We start from the raw sequence: 25,836 nt of genomic DNA, 5'->3' as shown, positions 1-25,836 counted from the left end.
CCCTGATCGGGTCAAGCGTTGCCAGCGGCGCTTTCCTTGCCCGCGTCCGTGGGGGCGCTTTCAGTGGGCGTGAAGACCATCACTTCCAGTACATCGGAATGGAACTCCCGGCGGTACAGGATCAATACCACGCCCACACTCACCACCATGAATAGCCAAGGGCTGATGAACCAGGTCAGCATGGCCATGCCGAAGTAATACGAGCGCAGGCCGAAGTTGAACTGGTTGGCGGCCAGTGACAGCACCCGCGCCGCGCGGGAGGCGAACGCCTTGCGCTCCAGCTCATTGACCAGCCGTTCGCCGATCATCGGCGCCGACCCCACCAGCACGGCGGCAAAGTTGTATTGGCGCATGCACCAGCTGAACGTGAAGAAGGCATAGACAAATACCATGGCCAGGCACAGCAGCTTGATCTCCGACATGCCCTGGGATGTTTGCTGAACCAGCGGCAGGTCGGCCAGCAACGACAGTGCCCGGTCGGAGGCACCGAGCACGGTGAGGATGCCAGCCAGAATGATCAGGGTGCTGGAGGCAAAGAACGAAGCGTTACGCTCCAGGTTACCGATCACGCTGGCATCAGCGATGCGGTTGTCGCGCAGCAGCATGCGGCGCATCCAGTCTTCGCGGTACAAGTGCAGCACACTGGCCAGGCACGCGGTGTCGCGCCCCTTCCAGATCGCATAGCGGGTATAGCCACCCCAGCACAGGGCGAACCAGGCGATGGCCAGCAGGTTGTTGAGGTTGCTTTGGATGAAGTTCATGCAGGGTTACCGAAAGGGCCATGTGCCTAAAGGATAGGGACCGGATTTCGACGCTGGCAAGCGGCAAAAGGCACACCTGCACCCTGAAAAATGCATTACCTGCTGCGAAGCGGCCGAAACAGGCAAACAGCAAAAAGCCCCGCATCCTTTCGGAGACGGGGCTCTCTTGTTTTCACCCTTGGCGGGCACCCTTCGGCTTGTGGCCGGTGCCGCCCTCAGGCTTTGACTTGTCCGGTCAGGCCAGCGCCTCGCGCGGCTTGCCGAGCATGCGGTCGCAGGCCACGGCACCCACCAGGGTCACCACCGAAGGTACCAGCCAGGCCATGCCGGCATCACTCAATGGCAGGTGCGCCATGAAGTCTGGCAACACGTGGGCAAGGCTGCTGCCCTTGATCGCATCGACCATGCCGAACAACAGCGATACCAGCATCACCGGTGCCAGGATGCGCGTTGGCGAGTTCCACAGGTCTTTCACGAAGCTCAGGCCAACCACCACGATGCACGGCGGATAGATGGCGGTGAGCACCGGGATCGAGAACATGATCAGCTTGGTCAGGCCAAGGTTGGAAATCAGCAGCGAGAAGCCGGCGAGGATCACCACCAGCGCGCGGTACGACAGCGGCAGGATCTGGCTGAAGTACTCGGCGCAGGCACAGGTCAGGCCAACCGCGGTTACCAGGCAGGCCAGCGCGATCAGCACGGCCAGGAAGCCGCTGCCCAGGGAGCCGAAGGTGTGCTGTACGTAGGCATGCAGCACCGCCGCACCGTTGGTGGCGTCCGCCGCGATGTCGTGGCTGGTGGCACCCAGGCGGAACAGGCTGATGTAAACCAGGGCCAGCCCGACACCGGCGATCAGGCCGGCGATGATGGCGTAGCGGGTAATCAGCCTCGGCGACTCGACACCGCGCGAGCGAATGGCATTGACAATGACGATACCGAACACCAGGGCACCCAGGGTATCCATGGTCAGGTAGCCATCGGAGAAGCCCTTGGAGAACGCAGCGGCGGCATAGGCAGGCTGTGCGTCACCGATGGTACCGGCGGGCAAGGCGAAGGCAGCGATGCCCAGTACGGCCAGGGCAATGATCTTCAACGGTGCCAGGAAGCGGCCCACGGTGTCGAGCAACTTGCCAGGGTACATGGACACGGCCAGCACGACGATGAAGTACACCAGGCTGTAGATGAACAGCGCCAGCGGGCTTTCACCGGTCAGCGGTGCAACGCCCACTTCGAACGACACGGTCGCGGTACGCGGGGTGGCGAACAGTGGGCCTACCGACAGGTAGCACACAGCAGCCAGCAAGCCACCGAAGAACTTGCCGATCGGGCTGCTCAGGGCATCCATGCCGCCACCGACCTTGGCCAGGGCGACCACGGTGATGACCGGCAGGCCGACGGCAGTCACCAGGAAGCCCAGTGCAGCCATCCATACATGCGGGCCAGACTGCAGGCCGACGATAGGCGGGAAGATGATATTGCCTGCACCCACGAAAAGCGCAAACGTCATAAAGCCAAGCGCCAGGATATCCTGGCCTTTGAGAACTTTCATTTAAGGTAGTACCACACTGCTGAAATCGGGATTCGAGAGGGGATTTCCCTTTGGGTAAGGGGAAATGCTGCCCGGCTTGATAGGCCAGACCCGTTTAGCGTGTCGTTCCCTTTTGGGGTACGGGCACAGAGTGAACGCGTAATGTAACTGTTTTGTCAGTCAAACGCACTGGCACAGTGCTGCTTGTCCGATGTGCGTACATGTTTGTCGTCTGCGCGACCGAGGACAGCAGGCATTATCCTCGGATTGAAACATTCGTCTGCGTGAAAATTCCTATTAAACCTGTCGAAGAATCTCTATCGCCAGCACCGGCCTCTTCGCGGGTAAACCCGCTCCTACGAACCCCACATACGACAAAGGCCACCCGAAGGTGGCCTCTGTGCGCGTGGGGGGTGTAGCAGTATTACTTCTTGGCTTCCCAGCCAGTCAGCTCGGCCAGGGCCTTGCCGATGTCAGCCAGCGAACGCACGGTTTTCACACCCGCGTCCTGCAGGGCGGCGAACTTCTCGTCCGCAGTACCCTTGCCACCGGAGATGATGGCGCCAGCGTGGCCCATGCGCTTGCCCGCCGGTGCGGTAACACCGGCGATGTAGGAAACGACAGGCTTGGTCACGTGGGCCTTGATGTAGGCCGCGGCTTCTTCTTCAGCCGAACCGCCGATCTCACCGATCATCACGATCGCTTCGGTCTTCGGGTCTTCCTGGAACAGCTTCAGGATGTCGATGAAGTTGGAGCCCGGAATCGGGTCACCGCCGATGCCGACGCAGGTCGACTGGCCGAAGCCGGCGTCGGTGGTCTGCTTCACAGCTTCGTAGGTCAGGGTGCCGGAACGCGAAACGATACCGACCTTGCCTGGCAAGTGGATGTGGCCTGGCATGATGCCGATCTTGCACTCGCCCGGGGTGATGACACCTGGGCAGTTAGGGCCGATCAGGGTCACGCCCAGCTCGTCGCACTTGACCTTGGCATCCAGCATGTCCAGGGTAGGAATGCCTTCGGTGATGCAGACGATCAGCTTGATGCCGCCAAAGGCAGCTTCCAGGATCGAGTCTTTGCAGAACGGAGCCGGTACGTAGATGACCGAAGCGTCAGCGCCGGTAGCTTCCACGGCTTCCTTGACGGTGTTGAACACCGGCAGGCCCAGGTGGGTGGTGCCACCCTTGCCTGGGGTTACGCCGCCGACCATCTTGGTGCCGTAGGCAATGGCCTGTTCGGAGTGGAAAGTACCCTGCGAGCCGGTGAAGCCCTGGCAGATGACTTTGGTATCTTTATTGATCAGGACGCTCATTACTTGCCCTCCGCAGCTTTGACAACTTGTTGAGCAGCGTCGGTCAGGCTGGTTGCCGCAATGATGTTCAAACCGCTTTCTGCCAGTACTTTAGCGCCCAGTTCGGCGTTGTTGCCTTCGAGGCGAACGACGACCGGAACTTTAACGCCGACTTCTTTCACTGCACCAATGATGCCTTCGGCAATCATGTCGCAGCGAACGATGCCGCCGAAGATGTTGACCAGAACGGCCGCGACATTGCTGTCGGACAGAATGATCTTGAACGCTTCGGTAACGCGCTCTTTGGTAGCACCACCGCCAACGTCGAGGAAGTTGGCCGGCTTGCCGCCGTGCAGGTTGACGATGTCCATGGTACCCATGGCCAGGCCGGCACCGTTGACCATGCAGCCGATGTTGCCTTCAAGGGCAACGTAGTTCAGTTCGAACTTGGCAGCGTGGGCTTCACGGGCGTCGTCCTGCGACGGGTCGTGGAAGGTTTTCAGCTTCGGCTGACGGTACATGGCGTTGGCGTCGATGTTGATCTTGGCATCGAGGCAGTGCAGGTCGCCATCGGCCTTGATCACCAGCGGGTTCACTTCCAGCAGCGCCAGGTCATGATCCTTGAACAGCTTGGCCAGGCCAACGAAGATCTTGGCAAACTGTTGAACTTGCTTGCCTTCCAGGCCCAGCTGGAAAGCCAGCTCGCGACCCTGGAACGGCTGAGCGCCGACCAGTGGGTCGATGGTGGCCTTGAGGATCTTCTCAGGCGTTTCGTGAGCGACTTTCTCGATGTCCACGCCACCTTCGGTGGAAGCCATGAACACGATACGGCGGCTCGAACGATCGACTACAGCGCCCAGGTACAGCTCTTTGGCGATGTCAGTGCAGGATTCGACCAGAATCTTGGAGACGGGTTGACCGTTGGCATCGGTCTGGTAGGTAACCAGATTCTTGCCCAACCACTGTGCAGCGAACGCCTTGGCGTCTTCCTTGCTGCGAACCAGCTTTACGCCGCCCGCTTTACCGCGACCACCCGCGTGAACCTGGGCTTTTACAACCCACTCGTTCCCGCCGATCTTGTCGCAGGCTTCTGCAGCTTGCTCAGGGGTGTCGACTGCGAAACCCTTGGAAACTGGCAGGCCGTATTCAGCGAACAGCTGCTTACCCTGATACTCGTGAAGATTCATGCTTTTTACCGTCTTCGTTAGGTACTGCGCTTCGGCGCTGCGCCATCAGTGGCGCCGCACCACCTGTGACCGTTGACCCCGGGTTTCCCGTGTGATCCGGTCCGGCGGACTTTCCGCGGTGAGTCATGCACGCAAGACTCACGACGGGCAGCCCGCCGTGGTTTCTTATAATTAACGCTTCTTACGGTTGGCCACGTGAATGGCGCCGCCATTCACCGCCAGCGCTGCTTCATGCAACGCTTCGGACAGGGTTGGATGGCTGAAGACCATCATGCCCAGATCCTCGGCACTGGTGCCGAATTCCATTGCGATTGCGCCCTGCTGCACCAGTTCGGCAGCCGATGGGCCAATCACGTGAACACCCAGAACGCGGTCGGTCTTGGCATCGGCGATGACCTTGACGAAACCACCGGTGTCGTTGGCAGCCATCGCACGGCCGCTGGCCGCGAACGGGAAGGTGCCCACGTTAACCTCAACGCCCTCGGCCTTCAAGGCCTGTTCGGTCTTGCCGACCCACGCGATTTCCGGGTGGGTGTAGATGACCGATGGGATCAGGTCGTAGTTCATCTGGGCCTTGTGGCCCTTGATGCGCTCAACGACCATGATGCCCTCTTCCGAAGCCTTGTGGGCCAGCATCATGCCGCGTACCACGTCACCGATGGCGTACACGCCAGGAACGCTGGTGGCGCAGTAATCGTCGACGAAGATGTAGCCACGCTCGTCGATGGTCACGCCGCTGTCGGCAGCCAGCAGATCGGTAGTCACCGGGCGACGGCCGACGGCAACAATCAGCTTGTCGAAGGTGATCTTCTGCTCGCCTTCGGCGTTGGTGTAGGTCACTTCGACTTCATTGCCGTTGACTTTCGAGCCGGTGACGCGAGCGCCCAGCTTGATGTCCAGGCCTTGCTTGGTCAGGGTCTTCTGGGCTTCTTTCGACACGGCGGTGTCGGCAGCCATCAGGAAGGTGTCCAGGGCTTCCAGGACGGTCACTTCAGCACCCAAGCGAGCCCATACCGAGCCCAGCTCCAGGCCGATCACGCCTGCACCGATAACGCCCAGGCGCTTCGGTACGGCCTGGAATTCCAGGGCGCCGGTGGAGTCGACGATGACGTTCTGGTCGACCGGGGCCGGCGGAATGTCGATCGGGCGCGAGCCGGAAGCCAGGATCACGTTCTCGGCTTCGATGACTTCGGTGGTGCCGTCAGCTTTGGTGACTTCGACTTTCTTGCCGGCCAGCAGCTTGCCGTGGCCCTGGATCGAAGTGACGCCGTTGGCCTTGAACAGGGTGGCAACGCCACCGGTCAGGTTCTTGACGATGCCGGCCTTGCGGCCAACCATCGCGGCGACGTCCATCTTCACTTCGCCAGTGGAGATACCGTGGACGTTGAAGCTCTCTTTGGCTTCCTTGTACTTCCAGGAGCTGTCCAGCAGCGCCTTGGAAGGAATGCAACCTACGTTCAGGCAGGTGCCGCCCAGGGCCAGTTTGCCCTCGGCGTCGGTGTACTTCTCGATACAGGCAGTCTTCAGACCAAGTTGGGCAGCCTTGATGGCAGCCACATAGCCGCCTGGGCCTGCACCGATTACCACTACGTCGAATTTCTGGGTCATAAAAGATTCCTTATCAGCTACAAGCTACAAGCCGCGAACCGCGCGGCCTGGCTTCTTGCGAAGCCAGGCCCGGCACGGTACGCAGCCAGAGGGTTAGATGTCCAGCAGCAGGCGGGACGGATCTTCCAGCAGGTTCTTGATAGTGACCAGGAAGGTTACCGCTTCCTTGCCGTCGATCAGGCGGTGATCGTACGACAGCGCCAGGTACATCATCGGGCGAATCACGACCTGGCCATTGATGGCCATCGGGCGCTGGATGATGTTGTGCATGCCGAGAATGGCGGCCTGCGGCGGGTTGACGATCGGGGTCGACATCATCGAACCGAAGGTGCCACCGTTGGTGATGGTGAAGGTGCCACCGGTCATCTCTTCGATGGACAGTTTGCCGTCACGGGCCTTCTTGCCGAAGGTAGCGATGCCGTTCTCGATTTCAGCCAGGCTCATCGACTCGGCGTTACGCAGCACCGGCACCACCAGGCCACGGTCGCTGGACACGGCAACACCGACGTCGGCGAAGCCGTGGTAGACGATGTCGTTGCCGTCGATCGAGGCGTTGACAGCCGGGAAGCGTTTCAGCGCTTCGGTAGCAGCCTTGACGAAGAACGACATGAAGCCCAGGCGCACGCCATTGTGGGTCTTCTCGAACAGGTCCTTGTACTTCGAACGCAGGGCCATGACTTCGGTCATGTCCACTTCGTTGAAGGTGGTCAGCATCGCCATGTTCGACTGGGCTTCGACCAGGCGCTCGGCGATCTTGGCACGCAGGCGGGTCATTGGCACACGCTTCTCGGTACGGTCGCCAGCGGCGACGACAACCGGGGCAGCGGCAGCAGCGGCAGGCTTGGCAGCCGGTGCAGCGGCAGGTGCCGACTTCTTGTTGGCAACAGCAGCAACCACGTCTTCCTTGGTGACGCGACCGCCTTTACCGGTGCCTGCCACAGTAGCCAGGTCGATGCCGTTTTCTTCAGCCAGCTTGCGCGCAGCCGGGGCAGCGATCGGGTCATCTTCGCCGGCGTCAGCGCTGGCAGCGGCCGGAGCCGCTGCTGGTGCGGCGGCCGCGGCAGGCGCGGCGGCAGCACCGCCTTCAACGATCGAACCCAGCAATTCGTCGGACAGGACGGTGTCGCCCTCGCCCTTGACGATGTCGCCCAGCACGCCATCGGCAGTCGCCAGTACTTCCAGGACAACCTTGTCAGTCTCGATGTCGACGATCAGCTCGTCACGCTTGACGGCTTCGCCCGGCTTCTTGTGCCAGGTGGCAACGGTGCCATCGGCAACCGATTCCGGGAAGGTTGGGGCTTTGATCTCGATAGCCATTATCTGTGTTTCCTTAAATTCGGTTTCAGGTGCGCGAAGGCGTTAGACAGTGAAGGCGTCTTGCAGCAGTTTTTCCTGCTGTTCGGCGTGCTTCGAAGCGTAACCACAGGCTGGCGCGGCAGAAGCGTCGCGACCGGCGTATTCCAGGACCAGTGCCTTGTTGTGGCGGCCCAGGATACGGCGCATGTGGTGCTGGCTGCTGTACCAGGCACCCTGGTTCATCGGCTCTTCCTGACACCAGACCGCATGCTTGAGGTTGGTGTAAGGGGCGAGGATTTCGACCAGATCGTCCTCAGGGAACGGATACAGCTGCTCGATACGCAGGATGGCGATGTCTTCGCGGCCTTCGGCACGGCGTTTTTCCAGCAGGTCGTAGTAGACCTTGCCGCTGCACAGCACCAGACGCTCGACCTTGGCCGGATCGATTGCGTCGATTTCCGGGATCACGGTCTGGAACGAGCCTTCTGCCAGGTCTTCCAGGGTCGAGATGGCCAGCTTGTGGCGCAGCAGCGACTTCGGCGTCAGGACGACCAGCGGCTTGCGCAGCGGGCGAATGACCTGGCGACGCAGCAGGTGGTAAATCTGTGCCGGCGTCGTCGGTACGCAGACCTGGATGTTGTGCTCGGCGCACAGCTGCAGGTAACGCTCCAGACGCGCGGAGGAGTGCTCCGGCCCCTGCCCTTCATAGCCGTGTGGCAGCAGCATGGTCAGGCCACACAGGCGGCCCCACTTGTGCTCACCACTGGTGATGAACTGGTCGATCACCACTTGCGCACCGTTGGCGAAGTCGCCGAACTGGGCTTCCCAGATCACCAGCGCGTTCGGCATGGTGGTGGAGTAGCCGTATTCGAAGGCCAGTACCGCCTCCTCGGACAGGAACGAATCGTACAGATCGAAACGTGGCTGGCCTGGGAACAGGTTCTTCAACGGAATGTAGGTGCTGGCGTCCTTCTGGTTGTGCAGCACCGCGTGACGGTGCGAGAAGGTGCCACGGCCGATGTCCTGGCCGGTCATGCGGATCGGGTGACCTTCGAACTGCAGGGTGGCGTAAGCCATGGTCTCTGCATAACCCCAGTTGATCGGCAAGCCACCGGCCTGCATCTTCTGACGGTCTTCGTAGATCTTCGACACCTGACGCTGGACCACGAAACCTTCCGGCAGCTCGAGCAGCTTGGCCGACAGATCCTGCAGGGTCTTGAGGTCGAAACGGGTGTCGTGACGCGCGGTCCAGGCATGGCCCAGGTACGGACGCCAGTCGACGAACAGCTCGCGGTTCGGCTCCTTGACCAGGCTTTTCACCACGTGCAGGCCATTGTCCAGCGCGTTGCGGTACTCGTCGATCTTGGCCTGAGCGCGCTCGGCGTCGATGCGACCGGCCTGGATCAGCTGCTCGGCATACAGCTCACGGGTAGTGCGCTGCTTGCTGATTTGCTGGTACATCAGCGGCTGGGTGCCGTTCGGCTCGTCAGCCTCGTTGTGGCCACGGCGACGGTAGCAGACCAGGTCGATGACCACGTCACGCTTGAACTGCATGCGGTAGTCGATGGCCAGCTGGGTGACGAACAGCACGGCTTCCGGGTCATCGCCGTTCACGTGCAGGATCGGTGCCTGGATCATCTTGGCAACGTCGGTCGCGTACTCGGTGGAGCGCGCATCCAGTGGGTTGCTGATGGTGAAACCAACCTGGTTGTTGATCACGATGTGCACGGTCCCGCCGGTCTTGAAACCGCGGGTCTGCGACATCTGGAAGGTTTCCATGACCACGCCCTGGCCAGCGAACGCAGCGTCGCCGTGGATCGAGATCGGCAGCACCTTGTCGCCAACGGTGTCGTTGCGGCGGTCCTGACGGGCGCGCACCGAACCCTCGACCACCGGCGAAACGATTTCCAGGTGGGACGGGTTGAACGCCATGGCCAGGTGCACTTCGCCACCCGGGGTCATCACGTTCGAGGAGAAGCCCTGGTGATACTTCACGTCACCGGAGCCCAGCTCGTTCATCTTCTTGCCTTCGAACTCGTCGAACAGCTCGCGCGGGTTCTTGCCGAAGGTGTTCACCAGCACGTTCAGGCGGCCACGGTGGGCCATGCCGATCACGACCTCCTTGGCGCCGTAAGAGCCGGAACGCTGGATCATTTCATCCAGCATCGGAATCAGGCTCTCGCCGCCTTCAAGGCCGAAACGCTTGGTGCCCGGGTACTTGGTGCCCAGGTACTTTTCCAGGCCCTCACCGGCGGTCACGCGCTCGAGCAGGTGGGCCTGCACATCAGCGGAAAACTCCGGACGGCCGCGCACGCTTTCCAGGCGCTGCTGGAACCAGCTGCGCTGCTCGGAATCGACGATGTGGGTGAATTCGGCGCCAATGGTGCGACAATATGTCTTCTGGAGTGCATCGAAGATGTCGCGTAGGCTCGCCTCCTCTTTGCCGATGAACAGGTCGCCGGCACGGAAGGTCGTATCAAGATCGGCATTGGTCAAGCCGTAGTGATTGATCGACAGGTCTACGGGCGCAGGGCGCTGCCACAACCCCAACGGGTCGAGCTTGGCAGCCTGATGGCCGCGCATACGATAGGCCTGGATCAGTCGCAGAACTTCAACCTGCTTCTTCTCGTGTTCACTGCTCACGCTCCCGGCGGAAACCGGTTGAGCGCGGCGCTGGTTCTTTGCCAGCAGTACGAAATGGTCGCGGATTGTCGAGTGCGATACATCAGTAGCGGTGCTGCCGTCGGCTGGCAACTTCTGGAAGTAAGTGCGCCACTCTTCTGGCACAGCGTTAGGGTCGTGCAGGTAGAGCTCGTAGAGCTCTTCCACATATGCAGCGTTACCACCTGAAAGGTGGGCGCTATCCCACATGCGCTGCATCACGCTTTCTTGCATGCTTGGTCACCCTCGATTAGGGGACTGATCGGCGAGAGCCACAGCAAACCTGGAAAAGTCCGAAAACAGCGACTGAACCACGCCACTTGGATCCTGCTGATTTTCCGGGTACCAGCCCGGAAAGCCCCTGCTGGTCTCATATCTTCATAGGTAATGAACGCGGGCTTTGTGGGCCCTTGTTCGGGTTTTACCTCAGTGCGGGCTCACCACCCGCACCTCGGCTTACTGCAGGTACAACGCTTTGTATCAGGTGCCGCTTTGCAGCAGCATGTTACGTACGTGACCGATTGCCTTGGTCGGGTTCAGACCTTTCGGGCAAACGTTTACGCAGTTCATGATCCCGCGGCAGCGGAATACGCTGAACGGGTCATCCAGGGACGCCAGGCGCTCCTGAGTCTTGGTATCGCGGCTGTCGGCAAGGAAGCGGTAGGCTTGCAGCAAGGCTGCCGGGCCCAGGAACTTGTCCGGGTTCCACCAGAACGACGGGCAGGAAGTCGAGCAGCACGCGCACAGGATGCACTCGTACAGGCCGTCCAGCTTGTCACGGTCTTCCGGCGACTGCAGGCGCTCGATGGCCGGGGCCGGGGTGTCGTTCTGCAGGAACGGCTTCACCTTCTCGTACTGCTTGTAGAAGATGCTCATATCGACCACCAGGTCACGAATGACCGGCAGGCCTGGCAGAGGACGCAGAACCAGCTTGCCGCCCTTCACCACCGCCGACAGCGGGGTGATGCAGGCCAGGCCGTTCTTGCCGTTCATGTTCATGCCGTCGGAACCGCAAACGCCTTCACGGCAGGAGCGACGGTACGAGAAACCCTCGTCCTTTTCCTTGATCAGTGCCAATACATCCAGCACCATCAGGTCCTTGCCGCCGGTATCGACGTCGAACGACTCCATTTTTGGCGCCGAGTCGGTGTCCGGGTTGTAACGATAAACTTCGACTTTCAACATAGCAGCCACCCTTAGTAAGTCCGGACTTTTGGTTCGAAGGCTGGAACAGTCTTCGGCGCAAAGTTGACGCCGCGCTTGGCAACGCGCTTCTCACCCGGGTAGTACAGGGTGTGGCACAGCCAGTTTTCGTCGTCACGGTCTTCGAAGTCTTCACGGGCGTGAGCGCCGCGGGACTCTTTACGGGCTTCCGCCGCGATGGCGGTAGCTTCGGCAACTTCCAGCAGGTTCTGCAGCTCCAGCGCTTCGATACGCGCGGTGTTGAAGGCCTGGGACTTGTCGTTGATCTTGACGTTGGCGATACGGTCACGCAGACCGGCCAGTTGCTCGATACCCTTCTGCATGTATTCGCCAGTACGGAATACACCGAAGTAGTTCTGCATGCAGCTCTGCAGCTCGCGCTTCAGGCTGGCAACGTCTTCACCGCTGGTACGCTCGTTGAGCTTGTTCAGGCGGTTCAGGGCAACATCGACGTCGGTGTCGCTGGCGTCGCGGTATTCCACGCCTTCGCTCAGCGCCTTCTCCAGGTGCAGGCCGGCAGCACGGCCGAACACCACCAGGTCGAGCAGCGAGTTGCCGCCCAGGCGGTTGGCACCGTGAACCGATACGCACGCCACTTCACCTACGGCGAACAGGCCCGGGATGATGCGATCCTGACCGTCAGCGTCCATGGTGATGGCCTGGCCATGGATGTTGGTGGCAACGCCGCCCATCATGTAGTGGCAGGTTGGAACCACCGGCACCGGCGCGACCACAGGGTCGACGTGGGCGAAGGTCTTGGACAGTTCGCAGATACCTGGCAGGCGGCTGTGCAGCACTTCCTCGCCCAGGTGGTCCAGCTTCAGCAGTACGTGGTCCTTGTTCGGGCCCACGCCGTTGCCGGCGATGATTTCCTTGACCATGGAACGGGCAACCACGTCGCGGCCGGCCAGGTCTTTGGCGTTCGGCGCGTAACGCTCCATGAAGCGCTCGCCGTGGGCGTTGATCAGGTAGCCACCTTCACCGCGGCAACCTTCGGTGACCAGTACACCGGCGCCGGCGATACCGGTCGGGTGGAACTGCCACATTTCGATGTCCTGCACCGGCACGCCTGCACGCAGGGCCATGCCGATACCGTCACCGGTATTGATCAGGGCGTTGGTGGTGGACGCGTAGATACGGCCTGCACCGCCAGTGGCCAGTACGGTGGCCTTGGACTTGATGTACAGGGTTTCGCCGGTTTCGATGCAGATGGCGATCACACCCACGAATGCGCCGTCCTGGTTCTTCACCAGGTCAACTGCGTAGTACTCGTTGAGGAACGTGGTGCCCGCTTTCAGGTTGCCCTGGTACAGGGTGTGCAGCAGCGCGTGACCGGTACGGTCCGAAGCGGCACAGGTACGGGCGGCCTGGCCACCTTTACCGAAGTCCTTGGACTGACCACCGAACGGGCGCTGATAGATGCGGCCGGTTTCGGTGCGCGAGAACGGCAGACCCATGTGGTCCAGTTCGAAGACCGCAGCCGGGCCTTCCTGACACATGTATTCGATAGCGTCCTGGTCACCGATGTAGTCGGAACCCTTGACGGTATCGTACATGTGCCAGCGCCAGTCGTCGTTCGGGTCGGCCGAAGCGATGGCGCAGGTGATGCCGCCCTGGGCGGATACGGTGTGCGAACGGGTCGGGAAGACCTTGGTGACTACGGCAGTCTTGTGGCCGCCTTGAGCCAGTTGCAGCGCTGCGCGCATGCCGGCGCCGCCGCCACCGATGATGATGGCGTCGAAGGAAATGGTTGGAATGCTAGCCATGGATCAGATACCCCAGAGAATCTGCACACCCCAGACGAAGTAAGCGAACATCGCAACGCCGCATACCGCCTGGAACAGGAAACGAATCGCAGTTGCCGACTTGCCGAACGACATAGGCGTCAGGTAGTCGGTTGCAATGGTCCACATGCCAACCCAGGCGTGAGCGCCCAGGGCAACGAGGGCCAGCAGACTGAAGATCCGCATCGCGTTGTTGGAGAACAGACCATGCCACTGGGTGTAGTCGATGCCTGGGTGGGCGACCACGTAGCCGATCAGGAAGAGGAAGTAAGCCGCGAGAACGACCGCAGAAACGCGCTGCGCCATCCAGTCATAGAGGCCCGAACGCGACAGGTTCGTGACATTGGTTACCATACCCAAACTCCCACCAGAACGATCAGCACCACGGAGATGACGATCACGATTTTCGAGCCCAGCTTGCCGCCTTCCAGCGTCTCACCGATACCCATGTCCATGATCAGGTGACGAACACCTGCCACGAGGTGATAAAGCAGGGCGGACAGCAGACCCCAGGTCACGAACTTGGCCAGCGGGCTGGTCAGACACGCCTTCACCTCACCGAAGCCTTCCTCGGAACCCAGCGACTTGCCCAGTGCATAAAGCATGATGGCAAGGCCGATGAACAGGATGACGCCGGAGATACGGTGCAGGATGGACGTGTACGCAGTGACGGGGAGCTTGATGGTCCTTAGGTCTAGGTTTACAGGTCGTTGGCTTTTCACGGCTTTTTTCACACTGAAGAGCCCCTAGCGAATCAGGGCAAAGTTGTTGGTAAGTGTACTGGTCAGGTACCCACCACCCAGGGAACGGCGACCCCCAGCAGTTCGGGCTTGCAAGCCCCTGGCGGTCGGGTGCCGAGTATAGACAGTTAGGCTGCTTATGACAACGTGACGGGGTAGCCCAAATAGCGCATTGCCTTTAATGAACAAAAGGCGTAAATGGGCGAGAATTTCGGGAAAAATCAGGCTTGAATGCCTGATTCAACAAGCCTTTAGGCAAATTGACATCTGAATTTATCCCTCTATAGTGGTGCGGGCCCTGCGTGGGGGGTCTGTCTGATGATTTCAAGCATTAATAGGAGGCCACATGGCTGACAAAAAAGCGCAGTTGGTCATCGAGGGCGCTGCCCCCGTCGAGCTGCCCATTTTAACCGGCACCGTTGGTCCTGATGTAATCGACGTCCGCGGGTTAGGGGCCACTGGTCACTTCACCTTCGACCCAGGTTTCATGGCGACTGCCTCGTGCGAGTCGAAGATCACCTATATTGACGGCGACAAAGGTATCCTGCTGCACCGCGGCTACCCGATCGAGCAACTCGCCGAACAGTCCGACTACCTCGAAACCTGCTACCTGCTGCTCAACGGCGAACTGCCGAATGCCGAGCAGAAGGCCCAGTTCGTCAGCACCGTCAAGAACCACACCATGGTTCACGAGCAGCTGAAGTCCTTCTTCAACGGCTTCCGCCGCGACGCTCACCCGATGGCGGTGATGTGCGGCGTAGTCGGCGCGCTGTCGGCGTTCTATCACGACTCCCTGGACATCAATAACCCGCAACACCGCGAAATCTCCGCGGTGCGCCTGGTCGCCAAGATGCCGACCCTGGCTGCGATGGTTTACAAGTACTCCATGGGCCAGCCGATGATGTACCCGCGCAACGACCTGTCGTACGCGGAAAACTTCCTGCACATGATGTTCAACACCCCGTGCGAGATCAAACCGATCAGCCCGGTGCTGGCCAAGGCAATGGACCGGATCTTCATCCTCCACGCCGACCACGAGCAGAACGCCTCCACCTCCACCGTTCGTCTGGCCGGCTCGTCGGGTGCCAACCCGTTCGCCTGTATCGCCGCCGGTATCGCTGCACTGTGGGGCCCGGCCCACGGCGGTGCGAACGAAGCCGTACTGACCATGCTGGATGAAATCGGCGATGTTTCGAACATCGACAAATTCATCGCCAAGGCCAAGGACAAGAACGACCCGTTCAAGCTGATGGGCTTCGGTCACCGCGTGTACAAGAACCGCGACCCGCGCGCCACCGTGATGAAGCAGACCTGCGACGAAGTCCTGCGCGAGCTGGGCATCAAGAACGACCCGCAGCTGGAACTGGCCATGCGCCTGGAAGAGATCGCCCTGACCGATCCTTACTTCATCGAGCGCTCGCTGTACCCGAACGTCGACTTCTACTCGGGGATCATCCTCAAGGCGATCGGCATTCCGACCAGCATGTTCACCGTGATCTTCGCCCTGGCACGTACCGTGGGCTGGATCTCGCACTGGAAAGAAATGCTCTCCAGCCCGTACAAGATCGGCCGTCCGCGCCAGCTGTACACCGGCGAGCAGAAGCGCGACATCGTTGCTCTGAAAGACCGCAAGTAAGCTGCAGTAGCCGAACGCAAGAAGGCTGCCCTCGGGCAGCCTTTTTTATTTGTCCCGTACCGGCCTCTTCGCGGGCTTGCCCGCTCCCACAGGTACTGCACAGATCTCGAGGGCTGCGCTGTACCTGTGGGAGCGGGCAAGCCCGCGAAGAGGCCGGCACAGACACCACAAAACCTCAGTTTTTCTCCGCCCGCTCGCGCAGCCCTTTCAGGGTATTGAACGGCGCATCCACCACGAACTTGTTGGCCACCATTGCCGGCACGCTGCCGCCCGGCTCGGTGTGCACCTGGTAGGTCACCTCCGTGCTGTCGCCCTTGGGCACCAGCTTCCAGAAGCCCTCAACCTTGGCCACCCGCACAAAGCCCTTCTCTTCCGGCAAATAGGTCGGCTCTTCCTTCAGGTTACGCACCAGGCTGCCGTCCGTCTCCTTGACCGTGGTCACATGCAAAACCGAATCACGCGGCGTCACCGGCCAGGGTGTATTGAACTGGGTGTAGGTCCAGGTCTGGCCACCTTCTTGCTTGAGCAATTTCTGCAACTTGCACTCATGAATCCATGCGCAGGCACCCACCACATCTTCCTGCAACGCCTGCACCTTGGCCAGCGGCGCCTTGATCACGGTAACGCCCTGATAGGCCTTGTACTTGGAACCCGCCACTTCGCTGAGGGATACCTTGATCCCGTCCTCGTTCTTGGCCACTTGCCAGTTTTCAGCCCAGGCCACAGGCGACAGCAGAACACCCACGCCACACAGCAGTGCAATACGCTTGAACGATCTCATCATGTTTATCCTTGTTGTCGAAGATCCAGCCTGTCACGCCGCCGTCATCTGCTCCCACCAGCCAAGAATCCTGATTGCCTCGTCACGATCACTGCCGCACACCTCGGCATCCGCCTTGAAGCCACCGCACACCGCCGGCCGCTCGGGCTTGCCGAACAGGTCGCAAAGGTTGGCCGCAGTCAGGTGCAGGCAGCGCTCACCCGCCGGCTTGCCATTGGGCATTCGCGGCATCGCAGAAGTGATGGACGGGGCGATGCAGCAGGCACCACAGCCCTCACGGCATTTCATGGCTATTCACCAAAATCAGGACTCCCTGGAACAAAACGGGACGAACGTCCCTGGATAGTAACCGCTCAAACAGTCGTTTGAAATTGCTGGCACGATGAAATCTGCTGTGACCCAGCAGTCAGTTCTCGCCTATTGGCGATACTCGAAATCGATGGCAGCGCCCTCCACCTCACGACGGCTATCATTGCGCAGTTGCAGCTGCATTTCGTTGTTGATCAGCCGGCCATTGAGCTGGAACGGGCTGTCATTGGTCTCTGGCTTTTCTGTGAACATGGGCGGCAACAAAGCTTTGCGCCGCTGGATTGGGGAAAGCGTGCCCACATTCGGCTCAAGGTTGTTGACCATCTCGACGGGCAAGCTAAGGTCCAGCCCTGTCTTGGGCAATGGCTTGGCAACCGCTTTGCTGACCGGCTTGTGCGCGGGCTTGGCTGTCGCCTTTTTTGGCACGTGCTTACCCTGAGCCGCCTGAACCTCGTTTGCCGGTTGCGCAGCCAAGGCAGGGGCGACCGGGCAGCAAAACGGCAAAAGGCACACGATCAGAACAAAGCAGCGCAAAACGTTCATGGCAAATGGACAGACTGGCAGGAAAAATGCGTATGCTCCCTGTTCCATAGGCAGCTTGCAAGCCTTACAAAAGCGTAACCGCAGTCTCCCTGCACAACTGCTGCGCCAGCAAACCGAGCGTAATCACAGCCCGCTCGGCCTCCTTATTCCAAGGTATGCCGCAGTTGAGTCGGACACAGTGGTTGAACTGCTCTGTGTTACTGAATATAAGTCCTGGCGCAATGCTGATGCCCTGCTCCAGCGCACGCACATGCAGCTCCTGGGTATTGACCCGACCCGGCAGGCTCACCCAGAGAATGAAGCCGCCTGTCGGCCGGGTCATCTGGGTACCCTCGGGGAAGTGCTGCTGCACTGCCAACTGATAGGCACTGAGGTTCTTGCGATATTCCTGGCGTATGTAGCGCAGATGCCGGTCGTAGCCGCCATTCTCCAGGTAGGCTGCCACGCCCATCTGCGTCACGCTACAGGCCGAGTGGGTGGTAAACGTCTGCAGGCGCTGAATCTCGTCCTGGTAACGCCCGGCGATCATCCAGCCCACCCGCACGCCAGGGGACAGGGTCTTGGAGAAGCTCGAACAGTAGATTACCCGGTCCAGCCGGTCGAACGCCTTCAGCGCCTTGGTCTTGCCCTGCTCGAACATCAGCTCACCGTAGATGTCATCCTCGATGATCTGGATATCGAAGTCGGAGGCCAGGCGCAGCAATTGCTTTTGCCGCTCTTCGGGAACGGTGCCGCCCAGCGGGTTGCTCAAGCGCGCAGTGAGCACCAGCGCCTTGATCGACCATTGGTTAGCCGCCAGTTGCAAGGCTTCGAGGCTGATACCGGTGGACGGGTCACTGGGGATTTCGATCACTTTCAAACCCAGCAGGTCAGCCAGCTGCAGCAAGCCGTAATAGGTCGGTGACTCGGCGGCGATCAGGTCACCTGGGCGGGTGAGCACCCGCAGAGACATCTGCAGGGCATCGACACACCCATGGGTCACGATCACTTCGCGCGGGTCGACCAGCACGCCGGCATCGCGCATGCGTATGGCAATCTGTCGGCGCAGCGGCTCGAAACCGGGGCTGAACATGTAGCTGAAGGCGCGCGGGCTGTGGAAGCGCGTCACCTTGGCGATTTGCTGATGCAGGGCGCGCACTGGCAGGTAGTCGACATGCGGCACTGCAGCGCCAAACGGGAACACACCATCGCGGCGCGCCTCAGTCAGCACCTGCTGGATGATGCTGGCGCGCGTGACCAGGCCGGGGCGTTCCACCCGGGCGATGTCCGGGGTTTGCGCGGTCAAGGCAGGGGTCTGGTGCACGTAATAGCCAGACTGCGGCCGCGCCCGGATAAGCCCTTGGTCCTCAAGATTGGCATAGGCCTGCAACACCGTGGCATGGCTGACGTTGAGCTGGGCGCTCATCTTGCGCACGGAAGGTACCCGCTCGCCTGGCTGGTAGACACCGCGACGGATATCATCGGCCAGTTGCTGGGCGATACGCTGGTACAGCAGCAGGTTGGTCATGTCGACATGCTCGTTATTCTTGTACGGGTCACTGACGGTAGAGAATACCGTAACAGTTGCAAAGTGTACTGGGACAGATTGCAACATAGTCGACAATACAACAGCGTGACCGCTATCGAAACGATTAAACCGACATAAAACGGGCCGCAAAGCGGCCCGTTTCGACAAGACTCAGCGCGCTGGCGCGAGCCGACCCTTGTCATCGGAGAATACGATCTCCACTCGTCGGTTTTGCGCCCTGCCCCGCTCCGAAGCATTGGCCTCGATCGGGTACTGGTCGCCATAGCCCTCGACCTGCAGGCGCTTTTCATCGATGCCCAGGTCCACAAGCATGTCGGCCACGGACTGCGCCCGGTCGCGCGACAGCTTGAGATTCTCCTCGCCCGCGCCAGTACTGTCGGTATAGCCCTCGATACGCACTACCCGGCGCGGGTTGAGCTGCAGGAACTGCACCAGCTTGAGCACAGTCCGACTGGCCGAGTTCTTCAGGTCGGCACTGCCGGTATCGAACAGCACATCGCCCAAGGTCATCACCAAGCCACGGTCGGTCTGCTCCGAAGCCAACGCGGCAATCTGCGACTCGACCCACTTGCCCTGCTGCTGCACGCTGGCCAGCTTGGCCTCACGCAAGGCCAACTGCAGGCGCTGGCGCTCCAGGTCGAGCTTGGCCTGGCGCTCCTGGTTCAGCGCCAGCTTGGCATGCTCGCGGGCAATCTCGCTGTAGCGCTGGCTGAGGTAAGCATAATGCCGCACATCAGAACCGGTGCCGATGTAACTGGACAAGCGCTCGGCGCGAGCCAGCGACTCACCCGCCCGAATCACGTCACGCGGCGCGCTGCGCAGCACATCGGAATCATCTTTGACCCCCTGGAAGGCGACGGTGGCCTCATCCAGCGCGGCACTGCTGCGCTGGCTGGCACAACCTTGCAAACCTGCCGTCAGCGCCAACAATGCCAGTGCAGCCAAAGGCGTACGACGGATCATGGCTGCACCTCCAGTTGCTTGCGCAAGCGCTTGACCCGCGACTGCAGCACCTGCAGCTGCTCTTCGCTCTTCTGGTTCAGCACCTGGGCCTCGGCCAGGCGCGCATCCAGCTCGGCTTGCTCAGCGCGCATGCGCGCATCGCGGTAGTCCTGGGTAAGCATGTTGGCCTTGGCGCGGGCCAGCTTGTCTTCAGCCAGTTTCAGCGTTTCGACCTGCTCAGTGGCGCCGACGGCCTTGGCCTGGTCCAGTGCCTGTTCGGAAATGCGCATCTGCTCTTCAGGGGCCGGGTCATTGGCGCAGCCAGCCAGGCCGAGCACGGCCAGGGCAAGGATTAGTGGTTGGGTTCTCACGCAATCTTCCTAGTGTTTGGGGGCGTCCGCCGGTACCTGCATCTGCGCTTTCCAGCGCTCGACATTACGTTGCAGCACAGCTTCGGATGCACCAGAGATCGGCAATTCTGTCAGTTTTTTTGCCAATTGCCCACGCAACCAGCTGTCATTGCACGCCGAGTTGTGCGACAGCGCCAGGTACAGGCCCGGCCTGTCCACCGGCAAGCCGCGGGCTATCAGGTCATTGCTCATGCCCAGGCTCTGGGCCATGGCCATACCGGAGTAACGGCCAGCCAGCACATAATCCACCTGGCCGAGTAACAGTTTCTGGAACGCCTGGGTCAGGTTCTGCGCCGGCACCAGCTTGAGCTGGGCCTTGGCGAACGCAGTAAAGGCCGGGGTCAGGCGCGCACGCTCGGACAAACTGCCCTGGTACCTGGCCAGGTCGGCCGGGCCATCAAAGGTCACCGCTGCATCATGGCGGGTCCACACCAGGTACTCATTGAGCTGCAACGGCGGATGGATGTAGTCCAGCGCGGTCAGTTGCTCCACCTGCATGGGGGTGTCGAGCAGCAGGTCCATGCGCCCACTGCGCACCTCTTCCAGCGCCTGATCACGGCGACCGGCACTCAGCACCTCGACCTTCACACCCAGCTCTCCTGCCACCTGGCGCAACAGGTCAACGTTGGCGCCGATCAGGTGCTTCGGATCTTTCGGGTCTTGCCACAAATAGGGCGGCGCATCAGGGCTGCCGGTCGCCACCAAGCGCTCGCACTTGCCTGCGGCCATGGCCAGTGGTGACACCAACAGCGCCACACATGCCAGCACCCTGCCCGTTCCGCGCAACGTCATCCCTCACCCCTCAAGCCATAAAAAAACCCGACCCTCAAAACGAGGGCCGGGTTCTTTATAAGTGAAGCAGGCGGATCAGACCAGCTTTTCCAGCTCCGGAACCGCTTCGAACAGGTCAGCGACCAGGCCGTAGTCGGCCACCTGGAAGATCGGCGCTTCTTCGTCCTTGTTGATCGCCACGATCACTTTGGAGTCTTTCATGCCGGCCAGGTGCTGGATCGCGCCGGAGATACCGACGGCGATGTACAGCTGTGGCGCAACGATCTTGCCGGTCTGGCCGACCTGCATGTCGTTCGGCACAAAGCCTGCGTCGACCGCGGCGCGCGAAGCACCGACGGCGGCGCCGAGCTTGTCGGCCAGGCTGTACAGGTGTTTGAAGTTGTCACCGTTGCCCATGCCACGGCCGCCGGAAACGACGATCTTGGCTGCGGTCAGCTCTGGGCGGTCGGACTTGGCCAGCTCTTCGCCAACGAAAGCCGAAATACCGGCGTTGTGCGCAGCGCCAACAGCCTCGACGGCAGCCGAACCACCTTCGGCGGCCACGGCGTCGAAGCCGGTGGTACGCACGGTGATCACCTTGATGGCCGCGCTCGATTGCACGGTGGCAATGGCGTTACCCGCGTAGATCGGGCGCTTGAAGGTGTCGGCGGACTCGACCGAGATGATCTCGGAGATCTGGTCCACGTCCAGCAGCGCGGCAACGCGCGGCAGGATGTTCTTGCCATTGGTGGTAGCCGGGGCCAGCACGTGGCTGTAACCCTTGGCCAGCTCGACGATCAGCGGCGCGACGTTTTCCGGCAGGACGTGGGCGTAGGCGGCGTTATCAGCCACCAGCACCTTGGCAACACCAGAGATTTTGGCAGCGGCTTCAGCAACGCCACCGACGTTCTGGCCTGCGACCAGCACGTGCACATCACCACCGATCTTGGCGGCTGCGGCGACAGTGTTCAGGGTGGCCGGGGCTACGGCACCGTTCTCCGGACCTTGTAGAAGGTCAGCGACAACCAGGATAGTCATATCAGATTACCTTCGCTTCGTTCTTCAGCTTCTCGACCAGTTCGGCCACCGATTTGACCTTGATGCCAGCGCTGCGGGCAGCCGGGGCTTCAACCTTCACGGTCTTGTTGGTGGAGGCGAGGGAAACGCCCAGTGCGTCTGGAGTAACAGTCTCCAGCGGCTTCTTCTTGGCCTTCATGATGTTCGGCAGCGACGCATAGCGTGGCTCGTTCAGGCGCAGGTCGGTGGTGACGATCGCGGGCAGGTTCAGTGCAACGGTCTGCAGGCCGCCATCGATTTCACGGGTGACATTCAGCTTGTCGCCAGCGACTTCGACCTTGGACGCAAAGGTACCCTGGGCGAAGCCAGTCAGGGCGGCCAGCATCTGGCCGGTCTGGTTGTTGTCACTGTCGATGGCCTGCTTGCCGAGAATGACCAGCTGCGGCTGCTCCTTGTCGACAACGGCCTTCAGCGCCTTGGCCACGGCCAGGGAGTTCAGTTCGTCAGCGGCTTCTACCAGGATGGCACGGTCGGCACCCAGGGCCAGGGCAGTACGCAGTTGCTCCTGGGCGGTGGTCGGGCCGACGGAAACCACGACGATCTCGGTCGCAACGCCTTTTTCCTTCAGGCGTACGGCTTCTTCCACGGCGATTTCGCAGAAGGGGTTCATGGACATCTTGACGTTAGCAAGGTCGACGCCGGAGTTGTCCGCTTTGACGCGAACCTTGACGTTGTAGTCGACCACTCGTTTGACAGCTACAAGAACCTTCATGGATTCCTCGTTACTCTCCGGTGAATAGATAGTCGCCTGGGGCAGAGCCCAGCGATGCGCGTGGGTACAAGGGCACCTCTAAAGACGTATCGGGAGGCAGCAACTTCACAGTGACCAAACAGTCTTGTTCGGACTCTTGCGACAAATCCTCACGGGTCATTTCCTGTCGTGGCGTGTAAACTCCACTACAAACCGGCCTAAGCCCGCAAAACCCTGCTCCACACCTGGTCTTTAGAGGTGTACCTGCGCCCGGCTGCAAGCCTACGGCGAACGTAAAACCGCTCGTATCTTGACCGTAACACCCATTCCGGTCAATACGGCAAATCGGTCACCCTCCAGCCGCGTTCCTGTGATTTTACTGGCCTGCGGCAAATTCAAACAAACGTTTGTATTGGACCCGCCAAGTGGTGTAGATATAATGCGCGGCCAAGACAAAACGGTGTAGTCCGTCATTTGCCCAGCTACAGTTCCGCCGTTGCGTAGAACCGCTGCGAATGCCCCGCACCCATAAGACAAAGCAACAGCACGAGCCTTGATGAGTAGGAGAGAACCAGTGGAACGCGAATACATGGAATTCGACGTGGTCATCGTCGGCGCCGGCCCGGCGGGCCTGTCCGCCGCCTGCCGCCTGAAGCAGAAGGCCGCCGAAGCCGGTAGCGAAATCAGCGTCTGCGTGGTGGAGAAAGGCTCTGAAGTCGGCGCCCACATCCTCTCTGGCGCAGTGTTCGAGCCCCGCGCCCTGAACGAGCTGTTCCCCGACTGGAAAGCACTCGGTGCACCGCTGAACACCGAAGTGAAGCGCGACGACATTTACGTGCTCAAGGATGCCGGCAGCGCGACCAAGGTGCCTGACCTGTTCGTGCCCAAGACCATGCACAACCATGGCAACTACATCATCTCGCTGGGCAACCTGTGCCGCTGGCTGGCCCAGCAGGCCGAAAACCTTGGTGTAGAGATCTACCCGGGCTTCGCCGCTCAGGAAGCGCTGTTCGACGACAACGGCGTGGTCCGCGGCATCGTCACCGGCGACCTCGGTGTCGACCGTGAAGGCAACCCCAAGGACGGCCTGTACACCCCGGGCATGGAGCTGCGCGCCAAGTACACCCTGTTCGCCGAAGGCTGCCGTGGCCATATTGGCAAGCAACTGATCAAGCGCTTCAACCTCGACAGCGAGTCCGACGTCCAGCACTACGGCATCGGTCTGAAGGAAATCTGGGAAATCGACCCGGCCAAGCACGAACAGGGCCTGGTGGTGCACACCGCCGGCTGGCCGCTGGACGTGGTGGCCAAGGAAAACACCGGTGGCTCGTTCCTCTATCACCTGGAAAACAACCAGGTGGTGGTCGGCCTCATCGTCGACCTGTCCTACGCCAACCCCTACCTGTCGCCGTTCGACGAATTCCAGCGCCTCAAGCACCACCCGGTGATCAGCCAGTACCTCGAAGGCGGCAAGCGCATCAGCTACGGCGCCCGCGCCTTGGCCAAGGGCGGCATCAACTCGCTGCCGAAAATGGTCTTCAATGGTGGCGCGCTGATCGGTTGCGACCTGGGCACCATGAACGTGGCCAAGATCAAGGGCAGCCACACCGCGATGAAGTCCGGCATGCTTGCTGCCGAAGCAGTGGCCGACGCATTGATCGCCGGTAGCGAAGGCGGCGATCAATTGAACAGCTATGTCAGCGCCTTCAAGGCCAGCTGGCTGTACGAAGAACTGTTCGCCAGCCGCAACTTCGGCCCGGCCATGCACAAGTTCGGCCCGCTGCTGGGCGCGGCGTTCAACTATGTCGACCAGAACTGGTTCGGTGGCAAGCTGCCGTTCACCCTGCACGACACCAAGCCGGACTATGCCTGCCTCAAGCTGGCCGCCGACTCGAAAAAGATCGACTACCCGAAACCGGACGGCAAGCTCAGCTTCGACAAGCTCAGCTCGGTATTCCTCTCCAGCACCAACCACGAAGAGGAACAACCCTGCCACCTGAAGCTGACCGATCCGAGCGTGCCGATCGCCAGCAACCTGCCGCTGTACGACGAGCCAGCCCAGCGCTACTGCCCGGCCGGCGTGTACGAAGTGGTCACCCAGGAAGACGGCAACAAGCGTTTCCAGATCAACGCGCAGAACTGCGTACACTGCAAGACCTGCGACATCAAGGACCCGGCCCAGAACATCACCTGGGTCACCCCTGAAGGCGCTGGCGGGCCGAACTACCCGAACATGTAAGGCCCCTGCCCTTGCGGCAACAAAAAGCCCCCGGTCCTTATGGGCCGGGGGCTTTTTGTTGGCTGCCATTATCAGGCAGTACGCACTTCCTCAAAGAGTTCTGGATGGCGATCCAGCAGCTTGAGCAGTTTCACCAACGCCACTGGCGGTGTGGTCTTGCCGTTTTCATAGCGGGAGAACGCATTGACCCCACCACCGAAAATTTCCCCCGCTTCACGCTGGTCGAGGTCGAACTTTCTGCGTATGGAGGCAATAAAGGAAGGATCCACAACATTTGCGTTGACCTGGCGCTCGAATGCCGTCATCAAGTGACTGACGCGCATGGCTTCATCATGACTCAGTACACATTCACCACATGCGGAGCAGTAATCGCCACTTACCTCAGGGATCACTGTCATCTCGCCTTTGTAGCTATAGGGCATGCCCTGAATGTCAGGTGCAAGCTCCGAGCCGCCGCATATTGGACATCTCATGGTTACAACTCCTTGAAAGACACGATGAGCACGTCGTCTACCACGGACAATTCAAATAAACGTACCCAATTGCTGTAAGCGGGCGATACACATCCTGCCAAACCCGGTGGTCAATATGGCTGGTCATGCTCTTGTAGAAATCAGTGCGCTTCAAGCTGGTGATCACCTCAAGCATGCCCGGAAAATCCATTCCCAGCGCCTTGGCGCCTTTCAATGCAGCACCCGTAGGGCGGATTCGCCTTGCCGCAGCCAGGGCTTTTACCCGCTCCAGCGGGCAATGAGGCATTCTCTTTTCCATGAGAAATTAACCTTCCAGGTTAAATTTGGCTAATAGGTTATTCCAATAGCCCCCACCTGGAAGTCTGCCCCAATGCCCCGCA

Annotated in this window: 23 protein-coding genes and 1 pseudogene; 2 read left to right on the top strand and 22 right to left on the bottom strand. The window is 60.6% G+C overall.

Annotated features, from left to right (window positions below):
* Positions 1 to 11 precede the first annotated feature (11 nt).
* The 11 genes from REH59_RS08795 to sdhC all read right to left on the bottom strand — a co-directional run bounded on the left by REH59_RS08795 (position 12) and on the right by sdhC (position 14,050).
* The gene (locus REH59_RS08795; protein WP_003254200.1) at positions 12 to 761 is read right to left on the bottom strand and encodes a DUF599 domain-containing protein; all 750 of its coding nucleotides are present in this window, start codon (positions 759 to 761) and stop codon (positions 12 to 14) included.
* 235 nt (positions 762 to 996) lie between these two features.
* On the bottom strand, positions 997 to 2,310 hold the full coding sequence (gene brnQ / locus REH59_RS08790) for a branched-chain amino acid transport system II carrier protein (RefSeq protein WP_003254201.1): 1,314 nt from the start codon (positions 2,308 to 2,310) through the stop codon (positions 997 to 999).
* Positions 2,311 to 2,713: 403 nt separating this feature from the next.
* Positions 2,714 to 3,598: a succinate--CoA ligase subunit alpha gene (gene sucD, locus REH59_RS08785; RefSeq protein ID WP_003254203.1), complete on the bottom strand. Its 885-nt coding sequence runs from the start codon at positions 3,596 to 3,598 to the stop codon at positions 2,714 to 2,716.
* A complete protein-coding gene (gene sucC / locus REH59_RS08780; RefSeq protein ID WP_003254205.1) occupies positions 3,598 to 4,764 on the bottom strand; it encodes an ADP-forming succinate--CoA ligase subunit beta in 1,167 nt (388 codons plus the stop codon). The genes sucD and sucC overlap by 1 nt, the downstream gene beginning before the upstream one ends.
* A gap of 171 nt (positions 4,765 to 4,935) precedes the next feature.
* Positions 4,936 to 6,372 (bottom strand): dihydrolipoyl dehydrogenase, encoded by a 1,437-nt coding sequence (gene lpdA / locus REH59_RS08775; protein ID WP_003254207.1) that lies wholly within the window; start codon positions 6,370 to 6,372, stop codon positions 4,936 to 4,938.
* A gap of 93 nt (positions 6,373 to 6,465) precedes the next feature.
* A complete protein-coding gene (gene odhB, locus REH59_RS08770; RefSeq protein ID WP_003254209.1) occupies positions 6,466 to 7,689 on the bottom strand; it encodes a 2-oxoglutarate dehydrogenase complex dihydrolipoyllysine-residue succinyltransferase in 1,224 nt (407 codons plus the stop codon).
* A 42-nt stretch (positions 7,690 to 7,731) separates the two neighbouring features.
* Entirely contained in the window at positions 7,732 to 10,563 is a 2,832-nt protein-coding gene (locus REH59_RS08765; protein ID WP_014859260.1) for a 2-oxoglutarate dehydrogenase E1 component, read from the bottom strand.
* 246 nt (positions 10,564 to 10,809) lie between these two features.
* On the bottom strand, positions 10,810 to 11,514 hold the full coding sequence (locus REH59_RS08760; RefSeq protein ID WP_003254212.1) for a succinate dehydrogenase iron-sulfur subunit: 705 nt from the start codon (positions 11,512 to 11,514) through the stop codon (positions 10,810 to 10,812).
* Between the two features lie 11 nt (positions 11,515 to 11,525).
* Positions 11,526 to 13,298 carry a succinate dehydrogenase flavoprotein subunit gene (gene sdhA, locus REH59_RS08755; protein WP_014859261.1) on the bottom strand — a complete coding sequence of 591 codons (1,773 nt, stop codon included), beginning with the start codon at positions 13,296 to 13,298 and terminating at the stop codon, positions 11,526 to 11,528.
* Between the two features lie 3 nt (positions 13,299 to 13,301).
* On the bottom strand, positions 13,302 to 13,670 hold the full coding sequence (sdhD, locus tag REH59_RS08750; protein WP_003254214.1) for a succinate dehydrogenase, hydrophobic membrane anchor protein: 369 nt from the start codon (positions 13,668 to 13,670) through the stop codon (positions 13,302 to 13,304).
* Positions 13,664 to 14,050, bottom strand: a complete 387-nt coding sequence (gene sdhC, locus REH59_RS08745; RefSeq protein WP_008091902.1) for a succinate dehydrogenase, cytochrome b556 subunit — start codon at positions 14,048 to 14,050, stop codon at positions 13,664 to 13,666. Before sdhC ends, sdhD begins: the two co-directional genes overlap by 7 nt.
* A gap of 352 nt (positions 14,051 to 14,402) precedes the next feature.
* On the opposite strand from sdhC, the gene gltA reads away from it, so the two are divergent.
* Positions 14,403 to 15,692: a citrate synthase gene (gene gltA, locus REH59_RS08740; protein WP_003254218.1), complete on the top strand. Its 1,290-nt coding sequence runs from the start codon at positions 14,403 to 14,405 to the stop codon at positions 15,690 to 15,692.
* A gap of 175 nt (positions 15,693 to 15,867) precedes the next feature.
* On the opposite strand, the gene REH59_RS08735 is transcribed toward gltA, so the two are convergent.
* The 9 genes from REH59_RS08735 to REH59_RS08695 all read right to left on the bottom strand — a co-directional run bounded on the left by REH59_RS08735 (position 15,868) and on the right by REH59_RS08695 (position 22,765).
* A complete protein-coding gene (locus tag REH59_RS08735; RefSeq protein ID WP_128573559.1) occupies positions 15,868 to 16,473 on the bottom strand; it encodes an START domain-containing protein in 606 nt (201 codons plus the stop codon).
* 33 nt (positions 16,474 to 16,506) lie between these two features.
* Positions 16,507 to 16,761 carry a YkgJ family cysteine cluster protein gene (locus REH59_RS08730; protein ID WP_003254220.1) on the bottom strand — a complete coding sequence of 85 codons (255 nt, stop codon included), beginning with the start codon at positions 16,759 to 16,761 and terminating at the stop codon, positions 16,507 to 16,509.
* Positions 16,762 to 16,890: 129 nt separating this feature from the next.
* A complete protein-coding gene (locus tag REH59_RS08725; RefSeq protein ID WP_128573904.1) occupies positions 16,891 to 17,325 on the bottom strand; it encodes a hypothetical protein in 435 nt (144 codons plus the stop codon).
* 64 nt (positions 17,326 to 17,389) lie between these two features.
* A complete protein-coding gene (locus tag REH59_RS08720; RefSeq protein WP_003254223.1) occupies positions 17,390 to 18,832 on the bottom strand; it encodes a PLP-dependent aminotransferase family protein in 1,443 nt (480 codons plus the stop codon).
* A 171-nt stretch (positions 18,833 to 19,003) separates the two neighbouring features.
* A complete protein-coding gene (locus REH59_RS08715; RefSeq protein WP_003254225.1) occupies positions 19,004 to 19,816 on the bottom strand; it encodes an OmpA family protein in 813 nt (270 codons plus the stop codon).
* Positions 19,813 to 20,166, bottom strand: a complete 354-nt coding sequence (locus REH59_RS08710) for a DUF4398 domain-containing protein (protein WP_014859265.1) — start codon at positions 20,164 to 20,166, stop codon at positions 19,813 to 19,815. Before REH59_RS08710 ends, REH59_RS08715 begins: the two co-directional genes overlap by 4 nt.
* A 9-nt stretch (positions 20,167 to 20,175) precedes the next feature.
* A complete protein-coding gene (locus tag REH59_RS08705; protein WP_320450483.1) occupies positions 20,176 to 20,997 on the bottom strand; it encodes a substrate-binding periplasmic protein in 822 nt (273 codons plus the stop codon).
* Between the two features lie 75 nt (positions 20,998 to 21,072).
* Positions 21,073 to 22,014, bottom strand: a complete 942-nt coding sequence (locus tag REH59_RS08700) for an electron transfer flavoprotein subunit alpha/FixB family protein (RefSeq protein ID WP_004573654.1) — start codon at positions 22,012 to 22,014, stop codon at positions 21,073 to 21,075.
* Position 22,015: 1 nt separating this feature from the next.
* A complete protein-coding gene (locus REH59_RS08695; protein WP_003254232.1) occupies positions 22,016 to 22,765 on the bottom strand; it encodes an electron transfer flavoprotein subunit beta/FixA family protein in 750 nt (249 codons plus the stop codon).
* 553 nt (positions 22,766 to 23,318) lie between these two features.
* Here REH59_RS08695 and REH59_RS08690 point away from each other — a divergent pair.
* Entirely contained in the window at positions 23,319 to 24,983 is a 1,665-nt protein-coding gene (locus tag REH59_RS08690) for an electron transfer flavoprotein-ubiquinone oxidoreductase (RefSeq protein ID WP_003254233.1), read from the top strand.
* Between the two features lie 71 nt (positions 24,984 to 25,054).
* On the opposite strand, the gene REH59_RS08685 is transcribed toward REH59_RS08690, so the two are convergent.
* Both REH59_RS08685 and REH59_RS08680 read right to left on the bottom strand, forming a co-directional pair.
* Positions 25,055 to 25,456: a type II TA system antitoxin MqsA family protein gene (locus REH59_RS08685; protein ID WP_003254235.1), complete on the bottom strand. Its 402-nt coding sequence runs from the start codon at positions 25,454 to 25,456 to the stop codon at positions 25,055 to 25,057.
* 2 nt (positions 25,457 to 25,458) lie between these two features.
* Positions 25,459 to 25,754: pseudogene (locus tag REH59_RS08680) on the bottom strand (type II toxin-antitoxin system MqsR family toxin).
* Between the last annotated feature and the right edge of the window lie 82 nt (positions 25,755 to 25,836).

The sequence above is a fragment of the Pseudomonas sp. BO3-4 genome (assembly GCF_034044115.1).
GTDB classification, from domain to species: Bacteria; Pseudomonadota; Gammaproteobacteria; order Pseudomonadales; family Pseudomonadaceae; genus Aquipseudomonas; species Aquipseudomonas alloputida.
This window is presented reverse-complemented; position numbering and strand designations above follow the sequence as displayed.